This window comes from Amycolatopsis orientalis DSM 40040 = KCTC 9412 (assembly GCF_000478275.1).
In the GTDB taxonomy this organism is placed as follows: Bacteria; Actinomycetota; Actinomycetes; order Mycobacteriales; family Pseudonocardiaceae; genus Amycolatopsis; species Amycolatopsis orientalis.
The window spans coordinates 1-20,380 of record NZ_ASJB01000030.1; the positions used below are offsets into that span (position 1 = coordinate 1).

General features: G+C 67.2%; 19 protein-coding genes and 1 tRNA gene. 5 read left to right on the plus strand and 15 right to left on the minus strand.

Features of this window, described 5'->3' with window-relative positions; all coding sequences use genetic code 11:
* The coding region (locus tag L324_RS08560) for a DUF222 domain-containing protein (RefSeq protein WP_037305538.1) at positions 1-761 on the minus strand (761 nt) is incomplete at its 3' end.
* A gap of 182 nt (positions 762-943) precedes the next feature.
* On the minus strand, positions 944-1,567 hold the full coding sequence (locus tag L324_RS08565; protein WP_037305539.1) for a TetR/AcrR family transcriptional regulator: 624 nt from the start codon (positions 1,565-1,567) through the stop codon (positions 944-946).
* Between the two features lie 164 nt (positions 1,568-1,731).
* On the opposite strand from L324_RS08565, the gene L324_RS08570 reads away from it, so the two are divergent.
* The 4 genes from L324_RS08570 to L324_RS08585 all read left to right on the plus strand — a co-directional run bounded on the left by L324_RS08570 (position 1,732) and on the right by L324_RS08585 (position 6,001).
* Positions 1,732-2,535 carry an SDR family NAD(P)-dependent oxidoreductase gene (locus L324_RS08570; RefSeq protein WP_037305658.1) on the plus strand — a complete coding sequence of 268 codons (804 nt, stop codon included), beginning with the start codon at positions 1,732-1,734 and terminating at the stop codon, positions 2,533-2,535.
* Positions 2,536-2,561: 26 nt separating this feature from the next.
* The gene (locus L324_RS08575) at positions 2,562-3,689 is read left to right on the plus strand and encodes a DUF5938 domain-containing protein (protein ID WP_037305540.1); all 1,128 of its coding nucleotides are present in this window, start codon (positions 2,562-2,564) and stop codon (positions 3,687-3,689) included.
* Positions 3,690-3,705: 16 nt separating this feature from the next.
* Positions 3,706-5,259, plus strand: coding sequence for an AMP-binding protein (locus L324_RS08580; protein ID WP_037305542.1), 1,554 nt, complete (start codon positions 3,706-3,708; stop codon positions 5,257-5,259).
* A 187-nt stretch (positions 5,260-5,446) separates the two neighbouring features.
* Complete coding sequence (locus L324_RS08585) at positions 5,447-6,001, plus strand: DUF1062 domain-containing protein (RefSeq protein WP_037305543.1); 555 nt, start codon at positions 5,447-5,449, stop codon at positions 5,999-6,001.
* Here L324_RS08585 and L324_RS08590 read toward each other — a convergent pair.
* The 7 genes from L324_RS08590 to L324_RS08620 form a co-directional block, all read right to left on the minus strand.
* Positions 5,998-7,572 (minus strand): succinic semialdehyde dehydrogenase, encoded by a 1,575-nt coding sequence (locus L324_RS08590; protein WP_037305544.1) that lies wholly within the window; start codon positions 7,570-7,572, stop codon positions 5,998-6,000. The two genes, L324_RS08585 and L324_RS08590, sit on opposite strands and share 4 nt — an antisense overlap.
* A gap of 13 nt (positions 7,573-7,585) precedes the next feature.
* On the minus strand, positions 7,586-9,214 hold the full coding sequence (locus tag L324_RS08595) for a GMC family oxidoreductase (protein WP_037305545.1): 1,629 nt from the start codon (positions 9,212-9,214) through the stop codon (positions 7,586-7,588).
* Between the two features lie 162 nt (positions 9,215-9,376).
* On the minus strand, positions 9,377-10,216 hold the full coding sequence (locus L324_RS08600) for an LLM class F420-dependent oxidoreductase (protein ID WP_037305546.1): 840 nt from the start codon (positions 10,214-10,216) through the stop codon (positions 9,377-9,379).
* A gap of 54 nt (positions 10,217-10,270) precedes the next feature.
* Entirely contained in the window at positions 10,271-11,440 is a 1,170-nt protein-coding gene (locus L324_RS08605; RefSeq protein WP_037305547.1) for a CaiB/BaiF CoA transferase family protein, read from the minus strand.
* A complete protein-coding gene (locus L324_RS08610; protein WP_037305548.1) occupies positions 11,437-12,612 on the minus strand; it encodes an acyl-CoA dehydrogenase family protein in 1,176 nt (391 codons plus the stop codon). Before L324_RS08610 ends, L324_RS08605 begins: the two co-directional genes overlap by 4 nt.
* A gap of 72 nt (positions 12,613-12,684) precedes the next feature.
* Positions 12,685-13,350 (minus strand): S1 family peptidase, encoded by a 666-nt coding sequence (locus tag L324_RS08615; RefSeq protein WP_037305549.1) that lies wholly within the window; start codon positions 13,348-13,350, stop codon positions 12,685-12,687.
* A 65-nt stretch (positions 13,351-13,415) separates the two neighbouring features.
* Positions 13,416-14,438 (minus strand): LLM class flavin-dependent oxidoreductase, encoded by a 1,023-nt coding sequence (locus tag L324_RS08620; protein WP_037305550.1) that lies wholly within the window; start codon positions 14,436-14,438, stop codon positions 13,416-13,418.
* A 250-nt stretch (positions 14,439-14,688) separates the two neighbouring features.
* On the opposite strand from L324_RS08620, the gene L324_RS08625 reads away from it, so the two are divergent.
* Positions 14,689-14,772, plus strand: a tRNA-Leu gene (locus L324_RS08625).
* Here the strand turns inward: L324_RS08625 and L324_RS41430 are convergent.
* The 6 genes from L324_RS41430 to L324_RS08650 form a co-directional block, all read right to left on the minus strand.
* A complete protein-coding gene (locus L324_RS41430) occupies positions 14,754-16,511 on the minus strand; it encodes a recombinase family protein (RefSeq protein ID WP_081736240.1) in 1,758 nt (585 codons plus the stop codon). The two genes, L324_RS08625 and L324_RS41430, sit on opposite strands and share 19 nt — an antisense overlap.
* Positions 16,512-16,658: 147 nt before the next feature.
* The gene (locus tag L324_RS08635; protein ID WP_051173766.1) at positions 16,659-18,788 is read right to left on the minus strand and encodes a P-loop NTPase family protein; all 2,130 of its coding nucleotides are present in this window, start codon (positions 18,786-18,788) and stop codon (positions 16,659-16,661) included.
* Entirely contained in the window at positions 18,781-19,482 is a 702-nt protein-coding gene (locus L324_RS08640; protein ID WP_051173767.1) for a hypothetical protein, read from the minus strand. The genes L324_RS08635 and L324_RS08640 overlap by 8 nt, the downstream gene beginning before the upstream one ends.
* On the minus strand, positions 19,479-19,808 hold the full coding sequence (locus tag L324_RS41435; protein ID WP_081736241.1) for a hypothetical protein: 330 nt from the start codon (positions 19,806-19,808) through the stop codon (positions 19,479-19,481). The genes L324_RS08640 and L324_RS41435 overlap by 4 nt, the downstream gene beginning before the upstream one ends.
* Positions 19,805-20,140 carry a WhiB family transcriptional regulator gene (locus tag L324_RS08645; RefSeq protein ID WP_037305552.1) on the minus strand — a complete coding sequence of 112 codons (336 nt, stop codon included), beginning with the start codon at positions 20,138-20,140 and terminating at the stop codon, positions 19,805-19,807. Before L324_RS08645 ends, L324_RS41435 begins: the two co-directional genes overlap by 4 nt.
* Positions 20,116-20,328 (minus strand): helix-turn-helix domain-containing protein, encoded by a 213-nt coding sequence (locus tag L324_RS08650; protein ID WP_037305661.1) that lies wholly within the window; start codon positions 20,326-20,328, stop codon positions 20,116-20,118. Before L324_RS08650 ends, L324_RS08645 begins: the two co-directional genes overlap by 25 nt.
* Positions 20,329-20,380 lie beyond the last annotated feature (52 nt).

Here is a 20,380-nt window from a genome sequence, read left to right on the forward strand (position 1 = left end):
TGGTCGGGGCAGGCGATCGCGAGGTCGAGCAGGTCGACCCAGGCGTCGCCGAGGCGTTCGGGTTTGGTGCGCAGGTCGGCTTGGCCGAATTCGTCGACCGGGCGGGGTGACGCGTACGCCTCCAGGGCGGCGGCGGTGCGGGCACCGGCTTCGTCGTCGAGGAGGCCGTTGAGTTTCCAGAAGCCGTCTTTGCGGCGTTCCAGAGTGAGTTCCCGGCGGGGCTGTTTGGGTTCGGGTTCTTTCGGCTCGGCGCCGTCGGGGTCGAGCCAGCCGAGTAGGTTCTGTTCGGCTCTGGCCAGTTGCTGGGGACCGGCGTGCCGGGCCAGCTCGGCCAGGATCTTCTCCGCGCTCTCCCGGTCCTCTGCCGACGTATCGAGCGGCAGGCTCGCCAGGAAGTTCAGGATCTGCTGGATCCGTTCGTCCCCGACCGCCCCCTCCGCGGCCGCAGCCGCCGTCGCGGGCGCCAACGCCGGAAGCTCCGTCCCATCCAAAGCCCGGGTCGGATTCAGCGCGATCGCACGATTCACCACCGGACGCGCCTCACCAAACGACAGTCCGGCCACGTCAGCGAACCATTTGATCGTCGACCCGTACCCGTACAAGTCTTTCGCCCCGCGAGACTCGATCTCCGCCAGATACCGCCCCAGTCCGGCGGTAGCGACCCGGATCACCTGCAGGAACTGCTGCACACCATGAGCAAGCTCCAGCTTGCCGGCGCGCCACAGCTCCTGCGGCAACTCGGGAAGGATCGTCTCGGACACACCCCAAGAATACCAAACCAACTCGAACACGTGTTCGCATCTTTAATGAAATCAGGGAAATGCCCCAAAAGGGTGACGCTAACCACAAGAAATCCCAAGGCGTCCAGACTAAAGAACCCGCGAAGGACGCCTTCACCCCACATCCGCTAGCAAAGGGCCGCCCAGCCCAACACAAAGGGACCTCAGCCCCCACCCGCCAACCGCTCCAACAACGCCCCGGCATTCCCCATCAGCGCCTCCCCCGCACTTTCCTCCCCCGCAAGATGCCGAAGCAACGCCTGCTGAAACAACCCATCGAAAGCCGCATAAGCAAGCTGACGCGACACCAACGGCGGCTCACCCACGAATTCCGCATAACGCTCGACGACACGCCAGATCATCGCTTCCCGCTGCGTGTCGATTTCGAGCACGTCGGCGCGGAACGCCGCCTCGAAAAGGCTCTGGTTCCGCAGGTCGTACCACAGCCGGTGCATCACCGCGTCGGCCCGCAAGGTGCCCGCCATCGCGGCACCGAAACCCTGCTTCAGCTCCTCGGCCGACCGCGCGGCCGCCACGGCGTCGTCGTAGCGGGTCACACAGACTTCTTCGAATTTGCGGACGGCGTAGGTCAGCAGCTCCACCTTGTCGGTGAAGTAATAGTGCAGCACCCCATGGGAGAAATTCGACTTCTGGGCGATCTCCCGCAGGCTCGTCCTGGCGTACCCCAGCTCGGACAGCGCCTGCAGCGCCGACTCCGCCAGTTCCGCCCGGCGCTGGGCGAACTTGTCCACGCTCCGGCGTGCGATCCGCTCGCTCGTCTCGGTCACCACGAGTTCCTGTCCGGTCCGGGAGTCCGCGCCAGCCGCGGGTCCCACAGTCTAGCGTCGCCTAAATCTTGACGACTGTCCAAGAAAATCTTGACGACTGTCCAAGGGTGGCTCAAGATGTGACCCACACCGCAACCGCGGACCGTCTCAAGGAGGAGAAGTCCATGGGTTCGTACGACCTTTCGGGCCGAAAAGCCCTGGTCACGGGTGGAGCACAAGGTCTGGGAGCCGGTATGGCCGAAGCGCTCGCCCTGGCAGGCGCCTCGGTGATCATCGGCGACGTCCAAGAGGATCTCGGGCGTGCCACGGCCGACCAGATCGAGCAGAACGGCGCCACCGCGGGCTTCGTCCGGCTGGACGTCACCGACGAGCGGAGCTGGGAACAGGCGGTCACCGCGGTCATCGGCGAACTCGGCGGGCTCGACATCGTGGTGAACAACGCCGGTGTCGAGATCACCGGGCTCGTCGCCGATCTGGACCCCGCCGACGTCCGCAAGATGCTCGACGTCAACGTCCTGGGTACCGCGCTCGGCCTGAAGCACGCCTTCCGCGCGATGCGGCCCGGCGGCCCCGCGGGTGCCGGTGGCGCGGTCGTGAACATCGCCTCGGTCGCCGCGACCATCGCCTTCCCCGGTATCGCGGGTTATTCGGCGACGAAGTCGGCTGTCGACCGGCTCACCAGAGTGGCCGCGATGGAGGCCGGGAAACTCGGCTACGGCGTCCGCGTCAACTGCGTCTATCCCGGCCTAGTACCCACCCGGATGGGCAACCAGCTCGCACAGGACGTCGTCGAGGTCGGGTTGTTCCCCAGCGTCGAGGAGGCCATCGGCGCCGTCATCGGGCAGACCCCGGCCGGGAGGCTCGGCGAGGTCTCGGACATGGCCGACGCCGTCGTGTTCCTCGCGTCCGACGCGGCGCGTTTCATCACCGGGGCCGGGCTCCCGGTCGACGGCGGCATGGGCATGTGACCTCGTCCGATACGAAAGGAATCCCCATGAGCAGCCCCAAACCTGTCGTGGTCTACGGCGCCTCCGGCTACACCGGACGGCTGATCTGCGAATACCTGCGCGAGTACAACGTCCCGTTCGTCGCCGCCGGCCGCGACAAGGCACGTCTGCAGGAGGCCATCGAGCACGTTCCCGGTCTCGACACCGTCGAGCACGAGGTCGTCGAGGTCTCGCACGACGTCGAAGCGCTCACCGAACTCTTCCGCGACGCCAAGGTCGTGTGCAACACCGTCGGCCCGTTCAGCGAATACGGCCACGAAGTCGTCGAAGCCTGCCTGCGCACCGGAACGCATTACCTCGACACCACCGGCGAACAGGACTGGCTCATCGCCGCCGAGGAACGTTACGGCGCGCAGATGGCGGAGAAGGGCCTTCTGCTCTCCCCCGGTATCGCGCAGATGTACACCACCGGCGAGATCGCGGCGAATCTGTGCCTGGAGACCCCCGGACTGGACACTTTGGACATTCTGGTGTTCTGGAAGGGTTATCCCACGGTCGCTTCCACGAAGACCATCCTGGTCAACGCCGCGCTGTCCGCCGCGTACTACCTCGAACAGAACGAGTACCGGCCCTGGCCCGCCGACGGCGGACTGCAGGACGTCACCGTGCCCGGTCATCACGAAACCGGTCTGGCCCTGCCCTGGGGCGGGACGTCGCATCCGGTCTGGTTCAAGAACGACGCCAGGGTGGCCAACGTCAAGGCCGTCGGCGGCGTCTTCGACCGCGCGCTCATGCAGGGCGTGCCGCAGATCGTCGCGGCCGTGCTGGAACAGGTGAAAGACCTGCCACTGGAGGAAAAACTCCGCGTACTGGCGGAACAGGCGGCCGCGGTGCGCGACGAGATGCCTCCACGGGAGAACCAGCGGCTCAACACCTCGCTGGATTCGGTGCACGCCTCGGGTCCATTGGGCCGCGCGCAATGCGTCATCCACGGCACCTGCAACTACAAGCAGACCGGGCTCATGCAGGCTTACGGCGCCTACTCGCTGCTGCGGCAGCCACCGAAGCGGGTCGGCTTCGCCTCCGGCTGCCAGGCGTTCGGGCACCGGGACCTGCTCGGCGTCCTGCGTGCCTTCGGACTGGTTTCGAATCCGGTCATGACCGTCCACAGCTGACCGGAAGGACGAGCGCGTGCGACTGACCGACTATCTCGACAAAGGCGCTTCACTCGATCCGGCGGCGCCCTGCCTCACCATGGGCGGCGAGTCCCTCAGCTACGGCGATGTGCGGGAACTGTCGTGGCGGGTGGGGCGGGCGCTGGCCAGGTCCGGCGTCCGGCCGGGCGACAAGGTGGCGATCCTGTCCGGGAACGATCCGCTGTCGTTCGGCTGTGTGTTCGGTATCGGCCGGGCCGGTGCCGTGTGGTGCCCGGTCAACCCGCGCAACGAGGCGGCCGAGAACAGGGAACTGCTCGGCCTGTTCGACTGCACCTGCCTTCTGGTGCAGGAATCCTTCGCACCGCTCGTCTCCCGGATCCTTCCCGGACTGCCGGAACTGACCACCGTCGTCTGCCTCGACGGCTCGATGCCCGGCGCCGTCCCGTTCCCCGACTGGCTCGACGGTGACGGCACCGGGCCGTGGGAGGCAGCCCCGCCGGACGACCTGGTCATGCTCGTCGGCACCGGCGGCACCACCGGCCGCCCCAAGGCAGTGATGCTCAGCGGGACCAACATCGAGACGATGACCGCGCTCACCCTGATGAGCTACCCGTTCACCGGGCGGCCGCGCTACCTGGCGCTCGCGCCGCTGACCCACGCGGCGGGGGTGCTCTGCTTCCCGGTCCTGTCGCTCGGCGGCGAGATCGTGGTCATGCCCTCGCCAGACCTCGGCGCCTTCCTCGCCGAGGTGGAGAACCGTCGGATCACGCACACCTTCCTGCCGCCGACGCTGATCTACCTCCTGCTCGACGATCCCGCGCTGGCGGGCAGCGATCTGTCGTCCCTGCAATGCCTTTGGTACGGCGCCGCGCCGATGTCCGCCGCCAAACTCGCCGAGGCGATCACCCGGATCGGCCCGGTCTTCGGGCAGTTGTTCGGGCAGAGCGAAGCCCCCATGATGATCTCCACGCTCGCTCCCGCCGACCACGTCCACCCCGACGGTTCCCTCGCCCGCGAACGGTTCACCTCGGCGGGCAGGCCGACACCGCTCACCCAGGTCGCGATCATGTCCGGTACGGGCGAACTGCTCCCGCCCGGCGAACGCGGTGAGATCGTCGTCCGCGGTTCGCTGGTGATGCTCGGCTACTACAAGAACCCGGACGAGACGGCGGCGGCCGGCGCGCACGGCTGGCATCACACCGGCGACATCGGCTATCTCGACGAGGATCACTACCTCTACATCGTCGACCGCGCCAAGGACATGATCATCACCGGCGGTTTCAACGTCTACTCGGCCGAAGTCGAGCAGGCCCTCCTGGCCCATGCCGCGGTGCGGGACTGCGCCGTGATCGGCCTGCCGCACGAGAAATGGGGCGAGCAGATCACCGCCGTCGTCCAGCTCCACGCCGGGAAGACGGCGACCGACGACGAACTCCGCGCGGCGGTCAAGGAACGGCTGGGCGGCGTCAAGACCCCCAAGGAGATCCTGATCTGGCCCGACCTGCCCCGGTCCAAGATCGGCAAGGTGCTCAAGACCGAGATCCGGAAGGCCTTGCTGCCCGCTCCCCAGCACACCGACGGCGGCTAGGGCCGTCCGAAAACCGGTGGAACGGCGCCGCCGCGCGCCGTTACCCTGCTGCCCGACCGAGTCGTCCAGGCAAGGACGTGCCGTTGTACACCCTGTGAGACCTCCTGAGCACTGAATCGTCGCGCGCCGCGCTTTCGCGTCGCGCTTCCTTTTGCTGTGGACTTCTCACTGGAACGGGTGTACTTCCATGCTCGAAAACTGGGTGGTCATGCCCACCCGCCTCCCGCTCGTCGTCCGCCGGTGCCACACCTGCGCGTGCGAGCGCTTCCGGCCGAACGGCAGATTCCGGGTCAACGCGAATCACAAGCTCCTCGACGCCTGGCTCCTCGTGCTCTGCACCGGGTGCGGGGAAACCGCGAAACTCACGATCCTGGAGCGGGTGAACGTGCGCTCCATCCCGCCTGAGTTGCTGGACCGGTTGCAGGACAACGATCCCGGCCTGGCGGCCGAGCTGCTCGAGGATCCGGTCGTGCGGCACCGGAATCACATCGCTCTCGACTGGGACGGTGCCTGGCGCCTCGACACCGGCGGATCGGATCACCCCGGCCGCGGGGTGCTCGACGTTTCGGTCCGTTTCGCGGCCCGGATCCCCGTGCGGCCGGTGCGGCTGATCGCCGAAGGCTGCGGTCTTTCGCGGGCCGAGGTCGAAAGACTGATCACGGACGGAAAGGTGGTGGCGGCGGTCCGGCTGAGCGGCAAGCTCTCCGACGACTTCACCTTCACGCTCAAACTCGAGACCTAGCGGATACGGAGGCGCCGCATGAGCTTGAGCCCGGACAGCATCCCTTCGACGTACTTCTCGTAGGTCTGCCCGCCACGGGGACCCATGACCTGTTTCTTGAGCACCGCCACGTTCTTGACGTCGGTGTACTTGAGCAGGCCCTGGTCCCCGTGGCGGGCGCCGACGCCCGAGTTCTTGACGCCGCCGGACGGTGTGCCTTTGGCGGCGTAGGCGGTCGCCAGGATGTCGTTGATGTTGACGTTGCCGGATTCGATCCGCGAGGCCACGGCACGCGCGGCGGTGACGTCGCCACCCCAGACCGAGGCGTTGAGGCCGTACTCGGTGTCGTTGGCGAACGCGACGGCCTCGTCGACCGTACGGTACTTGTGCAGTGCGACAACGGGTCCGAAGGTTTCGGTGACACCGCAGAGCATGTCCTTCGTGACGCCTTCGAGGATCGTCGGTTCGAAGAACGCCGGGCCGAGGTCGGGCCGGGGCTTCCCTCCACAGAGGACGGTGGCCCCCTTCGCGACGGCGTCGTCGACGTGCGCCTTGACGCGGCCCATGTGGTCGGTGGACACGAGAGAGCCCATGTCGGGCCCGAAGTCGTAGGCGGCGCGGACGTCGAGCGCCTTGGTCTTGGCCACATACGCGTTCTTGAACTCGTCGTAGCGGGATTCCGGCAGATAGATCCGTTCGATGTGCATGCAGATCTGCCCGGTGTTGCCGAAAGCACCGAAGATCGCGCCCTGCACGGTTTCGTCCAGATCGGCGTCGTCGAGGACGATCATCGGGTTCTTGCCGCCGAGTTCGAGGCAGCAGCCGATGAGGTTCCGGCCTGCCCGCTCGCCGATCACCCGGCCGGTGGCGGTGGATCCGGTGAACATAACGTAGTTCGCCTGGTCGATCAGCGTGGGCCCGACGTCCGGGCCTTCGCCGCATACGACCTGGAACAGGCCCTTGGGCAGCCCGGCCTCCTCCAGCATCTCGACTCCGTAGAGGGGCGAGAGCGCCGTCTTGTTGTCCGGCTTCAGGACGACCGCGTTCCCGGCCATCAACGCCGGCACGGCGTCGGAAATGCCGGTGGCGAACGGGAAGTTCCACGGCGCGATGATGCCGACGACGCCCTTGGGCTGCCGGACCTCGGTCGAGGTCGTCAGGAACGGGACCGGCCCGCCGCGTTTGACCGGGGCCAGCAGCTTGGCCGCCCGCGTGAGGTAATGGCTCATCACCATCGCCGGGTCGCAGGTCTCCTCGATCGCCATCCGGCGGTTCTTGCCGCTCTCGACCTGGATGAGGTCGGTGACGATCCGCGCGCGGTCGACGAAGAGCGCGTGCGCCCGTTTGAAAACCTCCAGCCGCCGCTTCAGCGGGGTGGCGGCCCACCGCTCCTGCGCGGCGCGCGCGACGGTGAAGGCCTGCTCGATGTCGGCGGGTGTCGACTGGGGCAGCTCGACGAGCACGTCGCCGGTGTAGACCTCGGTGAGCTTCCAGGTGGCGCCGGACGAGCCCGGCACTCTGGCGACGAGGCGCCGCAGGAACGCGTCGGTCACCGACGCCGGACGGGTGAGCGCGAGCGGAGTGACGGTCATGGCCCTCTTTCCGTCAGTTGTCCGAGAGGACGAGCTGCGCGCCCATCTCGCCGATCATGATGGCGGGCGCGTTGGTGTTGCCGCCGGTGATCGACGGCATGATCGAGGCGTCGCAGACCCGCAGGCCTTCGACCCCGCGGACCTTGAGGTCGGGGCCGACGACCGCGAGTTCGTCGACACCCATCCGGCAGGTGCCGACGCCGTGGTAGACCGAGGTCGCGCGGTTCAGGATCGCGTCACGCAATTCCTGGCCCCGCAACGCCTTGCCCGGGTGGAGCTCTTCCTTGATCGAGCCGTTGAACGCCCGCGAGGCGAAGATCTCGCGGACCATCTCCGATCCCTCGCCGAGTACTTCGAGGTCGGCCGGGTCGGACAGGTACTGGAAGTCGATGAGCGGCGCCGCCGTGGGATCGGCCGAGGCGAGGCGCAGCGTGCCGCGGCTCTTCGGGTAGATCAACGTGGTCAGCACGGTGAGCGCCGGCCGCTTGTCGACGTCGTGCCGGATCGGCGCGTCCTGGTTCGGCGTCACGTACGCCCACGGCAGGAGGTGCAGCTGCAGATCGGGGACCGAGGTGGCCTGGGAGGTCTTGAGGAAGGCGACCGCCTCGAAGACCGAGTTCGCCAGGAAGGTCGTGCCGGGCCGCATCAGTTCCCTGACGAGGCCGCGCGCGAAATACGGCGGCGTGCCCTTGTTCTTGCTCGACGACACGTGGAACGTCAGCGCGTGGAACATGTGGTCGTGCAGGTTGTCGCCGACCGGGAGATCCGCGAGTACGTCGATGCCGTGCTCCTTCAGGTGCTCGGCGTGGCCGATGCCGGAGAGCATCAGCAGCTGCGCAGATCCGACGAAGCCGGCCGAGAGGATGACCTCCTTGCCCGCGCGCAGCGTGCGGTGGCCCCCATCGGCGTCGACGACCTCGACCCCGACGGCACGGCCGTTCTCGATCAGCACCTTCTTCGCCAGCACCCCGGACTGGACCTGGAGGGTGGCGGGCGCGAGATGGTGGATGTAGCCGCGCGAGGCGCTGTAGCGCAGGCCGTCGGCGGCGTTCTGCTGCATCCGGCTGACGCCCTCCTGCGACTCGGCGTTGTAGTCGTCGAGGATGTCGCAGCCGATCGCGTCCGCGGTCGCCTGGACGAACTGGAGCGTGCCCTCCTGCGGGATCTTGTTGCGGGTGACCCGGATCGGCCCGCCCGCGCCCCGGAACGCGTTCTCGCCGTCCTCGAAGTCCTCCATCCGCTTGTACGCGGCGTTGACGCTGTTGGCGTCCCAGCCCTTGTTGCCTTCAGCGGCCCAGGAGTCGAAGTTGGCGCGGTTGCCGCGGACGTAGACCATGCCGTTGATGGAGCTGGAGCCGCCGACCACCTTGCCGCGTGGCACCGGCATCCGGCGATCGAGAACATGTTTCTGCGGCACCGAGTAGTAGCCCCAGTCGAAGGGCTTCTTGAGCTGGGGCACCGCGTGCATCGGGCCGACCAGACCCGGCTTCTTGACGAGCATCCTCTCGTCGCTTTTGCCCGCTTCGAGCACGATCACGCTGGCACCGGCCTCCGCCAGCCTGCCCGCGATCGCGGCACCCGAGCTGCCCGATCCGACGACCACGTAATCGGCCTCGTCGCCGCGCGGCGCCCTGTTCGCCATTTCCGCTCCTCGGTCAGCCACCGTGCAGAACTATAACCTGTTCTAGTTCTGTCACCGTATAGCGAGACCGTCCGGTTCCGCAATGGCGTGTCGGGGCCCAGGACGCGAACGGGGCGGCCCCTCCGCGCGGGAGAGGCCGCCCCGAGCCGGTCTTCGCGGCCGTCAGCGCAGCGGTTCGAGCGCCTTCGCCAGCGGCTCCAGGACCGCGGGCGTGTGCGGCGGCGGCAGGTAGACGATCGCCAGATCGAGACCCACCTCGCCGAGAGCTTCGGCGTCGGCGGCGACCTTGGCGTAGTCCCCGTCCGCGCCGAGGCGGACGTGCGCGGACAGCGTGATCTCGCCCGGGTCCCGTCCGATGTCGGCGCAGTGGCGGTGCAGCACGTCGCGCTTGTGCGCGAACTCCTCGGGCGTACCGCCCACGAAGTTCCAGTGCTGCGCGTACTTCGCGGTCGTCCGCAGCGTCCGCTTCTCGCCGCTGCCCCCGATGCAGATCGGCGGATGCGGCTTCTGCACACCCTTCGGTTCACAACGGGCGTCGGTCAGCTGGTAGTGCTCGCCCTGGAAGGTGGTGGTCTCCTGGGTCAGCAGGCCGACGAGCACCTCGCAGGCTTCCTCGAACCGGTCGCTGCGTTCCTTGACGGTGCCGAGTTCCATACCGTACGCGCCGGATTCCTCCTCGTTCCAGCCCGCGCCGATCCCGATCTCCAGCCTGCCGCCGGAGACGATGTCGAGGGTGGCGGCCATGTTCGCGAGGAGCGCGGGGTGACGGTAGTGGATCCCGCTGACCAGCGTGCCCAGCCGGAGCCGTTTCGTGGCCTGCGCGAGGGCGGTCAGGGTCACCCACCCTTCCAGGCAAGGACCGGTCGAATCCGAGAAAATGGGATAGAAGTGATCGAAGGTCCACGCGGATTCGAAAACGTCGATCTCGTCGGCGGCCTGCCAGACGGCGAGCATGTCCGACCAAACGGTGTCCTGGGGCGAAGTCTTGATGGCGAATCGCATGATTTCGATCGTAAACCTGGAGTTCCTCCAGTCGCCCGCCCGGAATCCGCGCCGTCAGCAGCCCGCGATACCGCGGCGGAGGTAGTCGTCAGCGTCCACACCGGACTCGACGAGCAAGGCGTGCGTGTGCTGTCCGAGCGCGGGAACATCGCCCATGCGGGCCTCGACGTCGGCGAAGGTCACCGGCGGCAGCAGGGCGTCGACCTGAGCGAATTCGGTGCCCACCTTGCGCCAGCGGTCACGGGCCCGTAATTGGGGGTGATCGACGACCTGGCCGACGTCCTTCAGCTGCGCCGCGGGGACACCCGCGTCGGCGAGCCGGGCATCGAGTTCTGCGTTGGTCCACCGAACCGTCCGGGCGGCGACGGCGGCGTCGCATTCGGCGCGATGCGCGACCCTGGCGACATTGGTGACGAACCGCGGATCGTCGGCGAGTCCGGGCGCGTCGAGGACGTCGGTGACGAGCGTGCGCCAGCCGGTGTCGTTCTGGACGCCGATCAGCAGCCGGCCGTCGCGGGTGGGATACGCGTCGTACGGGGCGATCGAGCTGTGGCTCAAGCCCATCCGCACGGGCTGGTTCCCGGCGTACATCTGGGTGTAGAGCGCGTACCCCATCCACTCGACGGTGGCTTCGAGCATGGAGACCTCGATGGTCGCACCCTCGCCGGTACGCCAGCGCCGCAGCAACGCGGCCAGCACGGCCTGCGAGCAGTACATCCCGGAGGCGATGTCGGCGGTCGGGATCCCGGTCTTCACCGGGGTTTCCGGCGTGCCGGTGATCGCGATGAGCCCGGCTTCGGCCTGGATGAGCATGTCGTAGGCCTTGCGGTGCTCCATCGGCCCGCCGGTGCCGAAGCCGGAGAGGTTCACCACGACCAGCTCGGGCCGCCCGGCCCGCAGATCGCCGAAGCCGAGCCGGTCCGCCGCGCCGGGCGCGAGGTTCTGCAGGAACACGTCCGCCTTCGCCACCAGCCGCCGGACGACGTCGCGGCCCTCGGCGGTCTTGAGGTCGAGGGCGATCGACTCCTTGCCGCGGTTGAGCCAGACGAAATGCGCGCCGGTGCCGTGAACGGCATGGTCGTAACCGCGCGCGAAGTCGCCGCCTTCGACACGCTCGACCTTGATCACCCGGGCGCCGAGATCGGCGAGAGTGCGCGTGGCCAGCGGCGCGGCGACCGCCTGCTCGATGGCGACGACGGTGACCCCGTCAAGCGGGCGGGTCATGCCTTCTTCTTCTCGGCTCGTACCAGTCCACCGCCGATGATCAGGCGCTGGATCTCGCTGGTGCCCTCGTAAAGCCGCATCAACCGGACGTCACGGTAGATCCGCTCGACCGGGACCTCACGCAGGTAGCCGCTACCGCCGTGGACCTGCACCGCCAGATCCGCGGCCTTGCCCGCCATCTCGGTACAGAACAACTTCGCCGCCGACGGCGCGATCCGCCGATCCTCACCGGTCACATACAGCCGCGCGGCCTCGCGGGCGAGCGCGCGACCGGCCAGCACACCGGTCTGCTGATCGGCGATCATCGCCTGCACCAGCTGGAAATCCCCGATCGGGGTACCGCCCTGGGTGGCGGTGGCCGCGTAGGAGACCGACTCGTCGAGCGCCCGCCGCGCGGTGCCGACGGCCAGCCCCGCCATATGGATCCGGCCGCGCGCCAGCGACGTCATCGCCGCCTTGTAACCGACCTCGCCGTCCCCGCCGACCAGCGCCTCCGGCCCCACGCGGACCTGCGAGAACGTGACATCCGCCGTACGCGACCCCTCCTGCCCCATCTTCGCGTCCTTCGGGCCGACCTGGATCCCCGGCGTGTCCGCGGGCACGAGGAACACCGCGATCCCCGTCCCGGACTCCGACGCCGGCCGGGTCCGGGCGAACACCACGAACAACCCGGCCTCGGTGGCGTTGGTGATGAACTGCTTGCCGCCGTCGATGATCCAGCCGTCACCGTCCGCTTTCGCGGTGGTCCGCAGACCCGCCGGATTGGATCCGGCACCGGGCTCGGTGAGCGCGAAGGACGCCACGACGTCGCCCGACGCGATCCCGGGCAGCCACCGGGCCCGCTGCTCCCCCGTGCCGAACCCGACCAGGACCTGCCCCGCGATGCCGTTGTTCGTGCCGAACATCGACCGCAGCGCCAAGGAGGTGTACCCCAGCACCATGGCCACCTCGACGTCCTGGACGAGGTCCAGGCCGAGACCGCCCCACTCCTGCGGGATCGCGTAGCCGAACAGCCCCATCTCGGCGGCCTGCGCCCGCAGATCGGCCGGGATGGCGTCCGTGGCCATGATCTCGCGTTCGCGAGGCATCACGCGGCCGCGCACGAAGTCGTCGATCTGGCCGAGCACGTCCGCGAACACGTCGTCGGGAACGTCGGGGTTGCCGGTGTACATAGTCCTACTATCGATCAACCATTAAGATCGGTCCAATACCCAATTGGTCGCTCTGCGATACCGTCAAGGTAATTATGCGCCGGTAAGGATGCTCAGCCGGTAGGCCGACAGGACCCGGTTGACCGGCAAGAAGTACGAGGTTCCGCCGGTGGCGCAGGTGCCGCTGCCGCCGACCAGGACGCCCTGCGCCTGCGTGCCGCTGACGAACGGTCCACCCGTGTCACCGGGCTCCGCGCAGACGGACGTGCGAGTCAGCCCGGTCAGGGTCCCTCCCGGGAAAGTGATCGTCTGGTTCTTCGCCAGGATCACCCCGCACCGCCAGCCGGTGGTCAAACCGTATCTGCACACCGACGCGCCCACCGCCGCCTCGGTGGCCCCGGTAATCGTCACGCGGCTGTCCACCGGCGGGATCGACCCGACCAGCCGCCAGTCGGCCGTGTTGGTCACCCGGATGACGATCGCGCCGCTCGGCGGGAACTGCGCCGCCGCGACGACCCCGACCACGCGGCCCGCGCTGCTGACGGTGTCACCCGGCCTGCCGCAGGCGGCGCTCGCGATCAGGTACCCGACGTTCCCCGCGACGGCGGCGAATCCGGCGGTGCACCGGGACGCCGCGCCCACCTGCAACGCGCTCCCGCCGCCGAGCGGGGCGGGAGCGTCCGCTTGCGCGACGGGCGGCATCGCGAGGCAGAAGACCAGGACCAAACCGAGCAGACAGCGGAATCGGGTCAGGCTCATGGGACCCTCCGATAGCCGGGGACGTACCTCGATCCTAACCAGCCACGGCACCGCCAATCGCGCGTTCAGCGCCAGCCGAGCTCCGGCGCCACGTGGGTCAAGATGCTCTCCAGCACGTGGGCGTTGTACTCGACGCCGAGCTGGTTCGGAATGGTCAGCAACAACGTGTCCGCCGCCTGGATCGCCTCGTCCGCCTTGAGTTCGCGCACCAGCTCGTCCGGCTCGGCGGCGTAGGAACGCCCGAAGATCGCCCTGGTTGTCTCGTCGATCATGCCGACCTGATCACGCGAGTTCCTGTCGCGGCCGAAGTAAGCGCGGTCGAGGTCGTTGGTCAGCGCGAAGATACTGCGGCTGACCGACACCCGCGGCTCCCGCACGTGACCCGCCTCCTTCCACGCTTCGCGATAGGCCTCGATCTGCTTACGCTGCTGGACATGCAGCGGCTCGCCCGTCTCGTCGTCCTTGAGCGTCGAGCTCTGCAGGTTCATGCCCTGCTCCGCCGCCCAAACCGCCGTCGCGTTCGAACTGGACCCCCACCAGATCCGCTCGCGCAGCCCCTCGGAGTACGGCTCCAGCCGCAGCAACCCCGGCGGATTGGGGAACATCGGCCGCGGGTTCGGCTGGGCGAAGCCCTCACCCTCGAGCAGCTTCAGAAAGACCTCGGTACGCTGCCGGGCCATGTCCGCGGCGGTCTCGCCCTCCGCGGGCGCGTACCCGAAGTAGCGCCAGCCGTCGATCACCTGCTCCGGAGACCCCCGGCTGACCCCGAGCTGAAGCCTGCCGTTGGAGATGAGGTCGGCGGCACCGGCGTCCTCGGCCATGTACATCGGGTTCTCGTACCGCATGTCGATCACGCCGGTCCCGATCTCGATCTTCGAGGTCCGGGCACCGATCGCGGCAAGCAACGGGAAGGGACTCCCCGCCTGCCGCGCGAAGTGGTGCACGCGGAAGTACGCGCCGTCGACCCCAAGCTCCTCGGCCGCGACAGCCAGGTCGATCGACTGATGCAGGAAGTCGGCGGCCGACCGGGTCTCGGAGTGCGCGCTCGCCGACCAGTGGCCGAACGAGAGGAAACCAATCTTCTTCACAGCACGTGTAAGCGCCCGATGGCCGGGTTTGATTCCCGGTCTCCACGGCCACTTGGCCACTCTGTGCGATCGCTGGTCACCCTATGCTTTTTCGCCCCTTGACCTGCGAAGTTTTGATCTGTAGCGCCTCGGTCGGCGGCTCCAGGATGGCCGGAGGGTAACCGGACATAGTCTCAACGTGAGTCCTCGTGACTATAAGTACCCCCCTGATTCGGGCCTTCCAGGGGACGTATACTCTCTTCATCAGCAAGTCCGAGTGGCGGAATGGCAGACGCGCTAGCTTGAGGTGCTAGTGTCCTTAACGGACGTGGGGGTTCAAGTCCCCCCTCGGACACACGCATTAACCCTACGGGGTGGGCGGATGGTCACATCGACCGTCCGCTCTTTTGCGTTATAGACCATCTCCAGCCCGATCTCGCCGTAGAGCTCCTGAAGTCTCCTCGGACTCGCGTTCCCGACCTGACGTCCCAGCTCACCGAACGCGTCGACCATCGCTTCGAGTTCGGCTCTGCCGATCGACTCCTCAGCCGGAGCACGTGCCAGATCCTCCTCGGCGGCGTCGCGCTCCTCCTTCGCCCGGTTCAACGGTTCGATCAGCGCTCCAGGATCCGCACCCGCTTCGATCGCGTCCTGAAGTCTTGCGAGTCGGGTCTTGGCCTGCGAGAGGCGCCGTCGCGCTTCCTCGGATCGCTCCGGATTCACAGCGACCTCACCCGACACTCCGAGCATCGCGAGCACTGTCTTCTCGCGTTGCTGTGGTGAGAAGACCTGGCTGATGTACCCGTTGACCGGCTCGATGACGGCAGCCTCGGGCATGTACGCGTTCTTCGGGTGATCCGCGAGAGCCGGCGAGCCGGGTACGAGTGTCCGCGCCGCGCACCGGTAGTAGATCCGGCTCTGGCGGGGCGTCCCTTCCATCTTGCGTAGGCAGTGCCCGCACCGAACCCGGCCGCGGAACGCGTACACCCACTTCGTGGCCCGCGGTCCACGCTCCAGCTTCCGGCGAGCAGCCAAGCCGCCCGCCGCCCGTGACCGCCTGAGCAACTGGACTTCAGTGAAATCCTCGACCGACACGATCTTGGGATGCGCAGGCTTACGCGAACGCACAACCCGATCCGGTGCCGCCCTGCGAAACCTGGTTACGTTGCCCGCAGCGACATCATCCGGGTTCAGCAGCATCTCTTGCCGAGACCATCGGCCGAAGAACGCGTAGCCGGTGTACCGGGGGTTCTCCAGGATCGACCGGATCGTGCTTCCTTGCCAGCCGTCCGCGAGTCGATGGCGGTTCTGGTCCGGCCGCCGGGCGGATGGGCACGGCACGCCGTCGCGATTGAGCCCGTTCGCGATCGCCCGATCCCCCTTGCCGTTCAAGTACTCCTCGAAGATTCGCCGAACGACGTCAGCCGACTCGTCCGGCACCAGCACTCGCAGTCGAAAGCCTTCGGCGGCTTTCCTCGGATTCGGATGCGGGCCGGCATCGGTGACGACGTACCCGTACGGCGCTCGCCCTCCCTGGTGCCGCCCTTCGTTGAGCACCTGAGCGTCCATCGCCGCCCTCACACGAGCCTGAACGTGCTGTCGCTCCGACTCACTCATCCCTCCGAGCACGCTCATGAGCATCTTGTGTGAAGGGTTCCGCGGGTCGAACCTCCCACCCAGTTCAGGAACCCACAGTTCGACCCCGTAGGCAGCGAATCGAGGCGCGATCAGAGAGAACTGGTTACCGAACCAGCACCGTGTTCCCTCACCGACCACAACCGCGTTCCAACTGCGCCGCGGCTCCTTCAGCTCGGCGAGTAGCCGCGAAGCCTCCCGTCGCCTTTCCCACGGCACCGAGCGAGACTGCCCGATGTCGAAGAACTCGGCTGCTATATGACCGCCCATCGGCTCGACGAACTTTCGAGCGTTACCGAGCTGCCAGCCAAGAGACGTCTCCGGGTCTTGGTTGTCCTCGGTCGAACATCGACCGTAGAACGCGACAGCGCCGATCCCGTCGTCGACCGGCTCAACAGCCTGGACTCCCAAGATCTCGTCCAGCGTCGCCCACGGATCATTGATGAAATCAGCCGTCATGCTCGGCCCCCTCTGTCCGGTCTAGCAATTGAACCTCGCTCAGTTCGATCAAGATCGCCAGAAGTACACGAGCCGCAGCTGGCGTCACGTCGAACATCTCCCCTGGCAGAGTAACCTTAACTGGCTCTACGCTCGAAGAGCTCGCACTCATGCGCGGCCGCCCTCGCCGCCGTTACCGTATCGCCTGGTCAGCTCGTCTATAGCACTCTTGATTTCAGCTGTTAGGTACCCGCGGACCTGCCGTGTCTCGCCGCTTTCGGTCGTGATCCGATCCCGCGTCGGCCGGCATCCCGCCTCACTCATCTGCTGCGCGAGCGTCATCCGATCGATCTTCAACGCGTCCAAGAGCTCCGCAGTCGGCACGAACTCGCGCCCCTCCGGACCAAGGTCGTCGCCGAAGTAGTCGACGATCGATGCGAACGGTTCAGGCAACTCGCCAACCGCGTCACCGCCACCAGCTGAACCGATTTCCTTGACCACCGCAGCGTGGTCGAGCACTGGCGTCGCGTCCTGACCCGCCGCGTGCCCCGTCAACGTTCCGGCCGCTTCCCGCAGCGCCCGCCCCTGCTCGCAGATCGTTCGCCAGTCTTCGTTCGGCATGTAGTAGGTCCGGACGATCATCGCGAGCACATCGGCCCCGGCCGCGGTGTCACCGTCCGGACGCAGGATGCCCACGCCTTTGTGCGACGGCAGCAGGCGAGACGAATCGAACCCGCGCGTGTTCATCTGCTCGCCAAGCACGATGTTCGAGTCGCGCCAGTCCATCACTCGGAGCGCGAACCGCGAGCCGAGCACCGCACGTAAGCCGGACGGAATCGTCTTCGAGTCCGGCCGCTGCGTCGCCAGTACAAGCACGATCCCGGCGGCTGGCCCCTTCTTCGCCAACCACGTCAGCAACTCGCCGACGTACTCGCCCGCCGTCAGCCTCTTCCCCTGCACCTCGATAGATGTGCGGTCCTCAAGCGGGACTTGGACCTCATCGATGAAGATCGCCGTAATCGGCATGTTCAGCGCCTTGTCGCGAGACATCTCCGGCGTGACCTTCGACTCCGGGCACGTCAGGTCATCGAGATCCCGCATCCGCCGAAACCTCGATTGAACCTCTGCGACCAGCTCGGCGAGCCAGCCGATGAGGGCCAGGACATGCTCGGATTCGTCGCCCGCCATGAACCGATGCGCGACCTTGCCGGCCGAGTCCCAGTCCTTGCCCGCCTTGAAGTCCGCGACGTACAGCCGCACCCACGCGTCCAAGATGAGTCCAGAAGCGGCGAGCCTCGTAGCGAATGTCTTGCCCTGTCGCGGAATCGCGCCCACAAGCAACGACGTCCACACCAGAGGGAGATCGATCCGTCGATCCCGCGCGTCTCGCCCGAAGGGAACCGGACGCCACGCATCCCACTGGGCCGCCCCGAGTAGTGGCGTCCGTAGCGGAGGCGACGCGTATGGGTCTTCGTCGGCAACCCACATCGAGACCCGACCAGCGTGACCGCCGTTGCCTCGGACGCGTTCCACGATGAGCTGCACCTCATCGACCGCCAAGGCGGACGCGAGCGCGTCCCGGTTCTTCACGACATCCGCAGCCTTGCGGGTGGCGGGCAGGTCGACCGTGACGGCCCAGCCATCACCGACCCGAGTTGCCCGCTCGACCAACCTCAGCGACTCGTCCTTGCCAATGAGCTTCGCATCCCGAAACGCGTCCACCAGCACCTGCGGGTCCATCGTCCAGGTCAGTGTGCGCGGACCTGCGAGCGCAGGTTTCCGTCCCGGACTCCCGTCCTTACGCCGACCGAGAATCGCTAAGGCGATCGACCCACCAGCCCCCGCGATCCACAGTGGATCGGCTCCGTACAGGAGATCCACCATCGCGACCACCAGAGCAACGACGGCGAGAACCAAGCCCGTGACTTTCCAGCGGAACAGCGTGAGCCCGCGGATCTCTGTGAACTTGTCGGCCAGCTTCTCGGACTCCTCTGCCGCAGCCCTATAGTCCCGCACCGTCACCCAGCCACGCCACCAACGCGCGCCAGCCACTCCCCCTCGGACAACCGCCCCGAGGAAGCGCACGGGCGACATGACCAGCCAGGCAACCGCGTCCTTTGCGGCCTGAACCGCTTGCGGTTTGTTCTTGAGCCACAACGGCACGCGCCGCGAATGCAGCCACCACATCGCCAGCCGGTTGCGACGTGCGCGCCGACGTGGTTGCGGCAACGTGTCATCGACCAGCTCGCCATCCAGGACTGGATCTGCCTTCACTGGTAGTGCGCCCGACTTAGTCATCGGCCACCTCCGCGCGCAACGCACGCGCCAACCGCGGCGACAACCCGCGCGAGCATCCGGTCGCCTGCCGAATCCACGCCGGCGTGACGTCGACATCGGGTGTCCAGCGTCGCCGAGCGTCGGCCAGGTAGTCGGCGAACAGCTTCCGGCGCCCGGCGTTCATGGACTCGCCCTGAACACCTCGCCGTTCACCGGCAGCCACGATGGCAGCATCGGTCAGCTTGTCGCGCAGATCAGTGATCGCCTCGACCGCGGCGAAGACGACCAGCGGAGGCACCGAGTGCAGGACGATCGCCGCTGGATCTCCATTCGCATAAGACGTCCACGTGTTCATGACGTAGGTAGCGGCGAGCGTGAACCACTTCGCCCGCCGAACCCATCCACCGGTGCGAACCTGGTACCGGGCAGTCACCTGCTCCGCGCGAAGGATCGCTAGCAGTACGAGAGACACCGTCGGGTCCAGGACCCACGCAGCCAGCCACGGCAGCGACCACGGCCTGGTCCCAGCCGAGGCGAAGGTCTGAACGTTCGTCATCGTGAAGGCCAGCCCGAGCACAATCCCCGTCCAGCACATCCAGTCGACCTGCCGACGTACCCGTTCTATCCGGAGCGCCACGACGTCCGGATCGGTCTCGTACGCCCGCACCTCCGCGGCTTCGGCAGCGTCCTGGGCCAGCCGTTGCGCCCGCGTCATCGACGACCAACCCGCTTCGAGGTGTCGACGGTCGTCACGGTCATAGCGCGAGTCAGCGCATGAGATGCGAACAGCGCGGGTAGTCCGAGTACCACGAGCCGCAGCCAAGTGCTGCTCGGATGCGAGATGACGACCCACTGAACAGCCACGATCAACCCAGCGTTGAAGAGAACGCGGCCAGCCAAGGAGACCAGGCGTGCTCCACTTCGCGTCTTCTCGGCCGCGGCCTTCGCCCGGCGAGCACCGGCCCGCCAAACCCAGAACAGCACCACCAGCACGCCTACTCCAGCGAGTATCTGCGTTGGCGTCAAAGTGAGGCCACTCATCGCGCACCTCGCTCGACCCGTTCACCGCGCCGAAGCCAGTGCGGATGAAGCTCCCGGCGATCGTCGTCGGTCATCCCGCCCCAGACACCAGCCGTGTCCGCCCCGGCAGTGCGCAACTCCAGTTCCAGACACTCATCCCGGACCGGACATCCTCCGCACAGTCGGTCGGCGAGCTGCTGATCGGTCTGCGCCGACGGAGGTTCGCCCTCCGCCGATGGCCACATGCAGACCCCTTCACTGGTGACGATGGCGGTCAGGACGTCCGAGGAAGTCCACCGCAGGCGGTCCAGCCGCCACGCGATCCCGATCAGCCGGAGGTCATCGACGTGCATGCCGCACCTCCGTCCTGCTTCGCGGCACCGAGCAACCGAGCGAGTTCGGTCGACGACATCCGCAGACCGGACCTGGTGCGAACGGCCCTGAGCTCCCCGGTGCGGATCGCCCGACTGACCGCCGGACGGGAAACGCCCAGAATCCAGGCGGCCTGCTGAATGGTGTGGAAAGTCATTTGCGAGTTCATAAGAAAGACCAATCTGATGATTTCAAGACTATGTTGTTGATTTCAGCGCTTC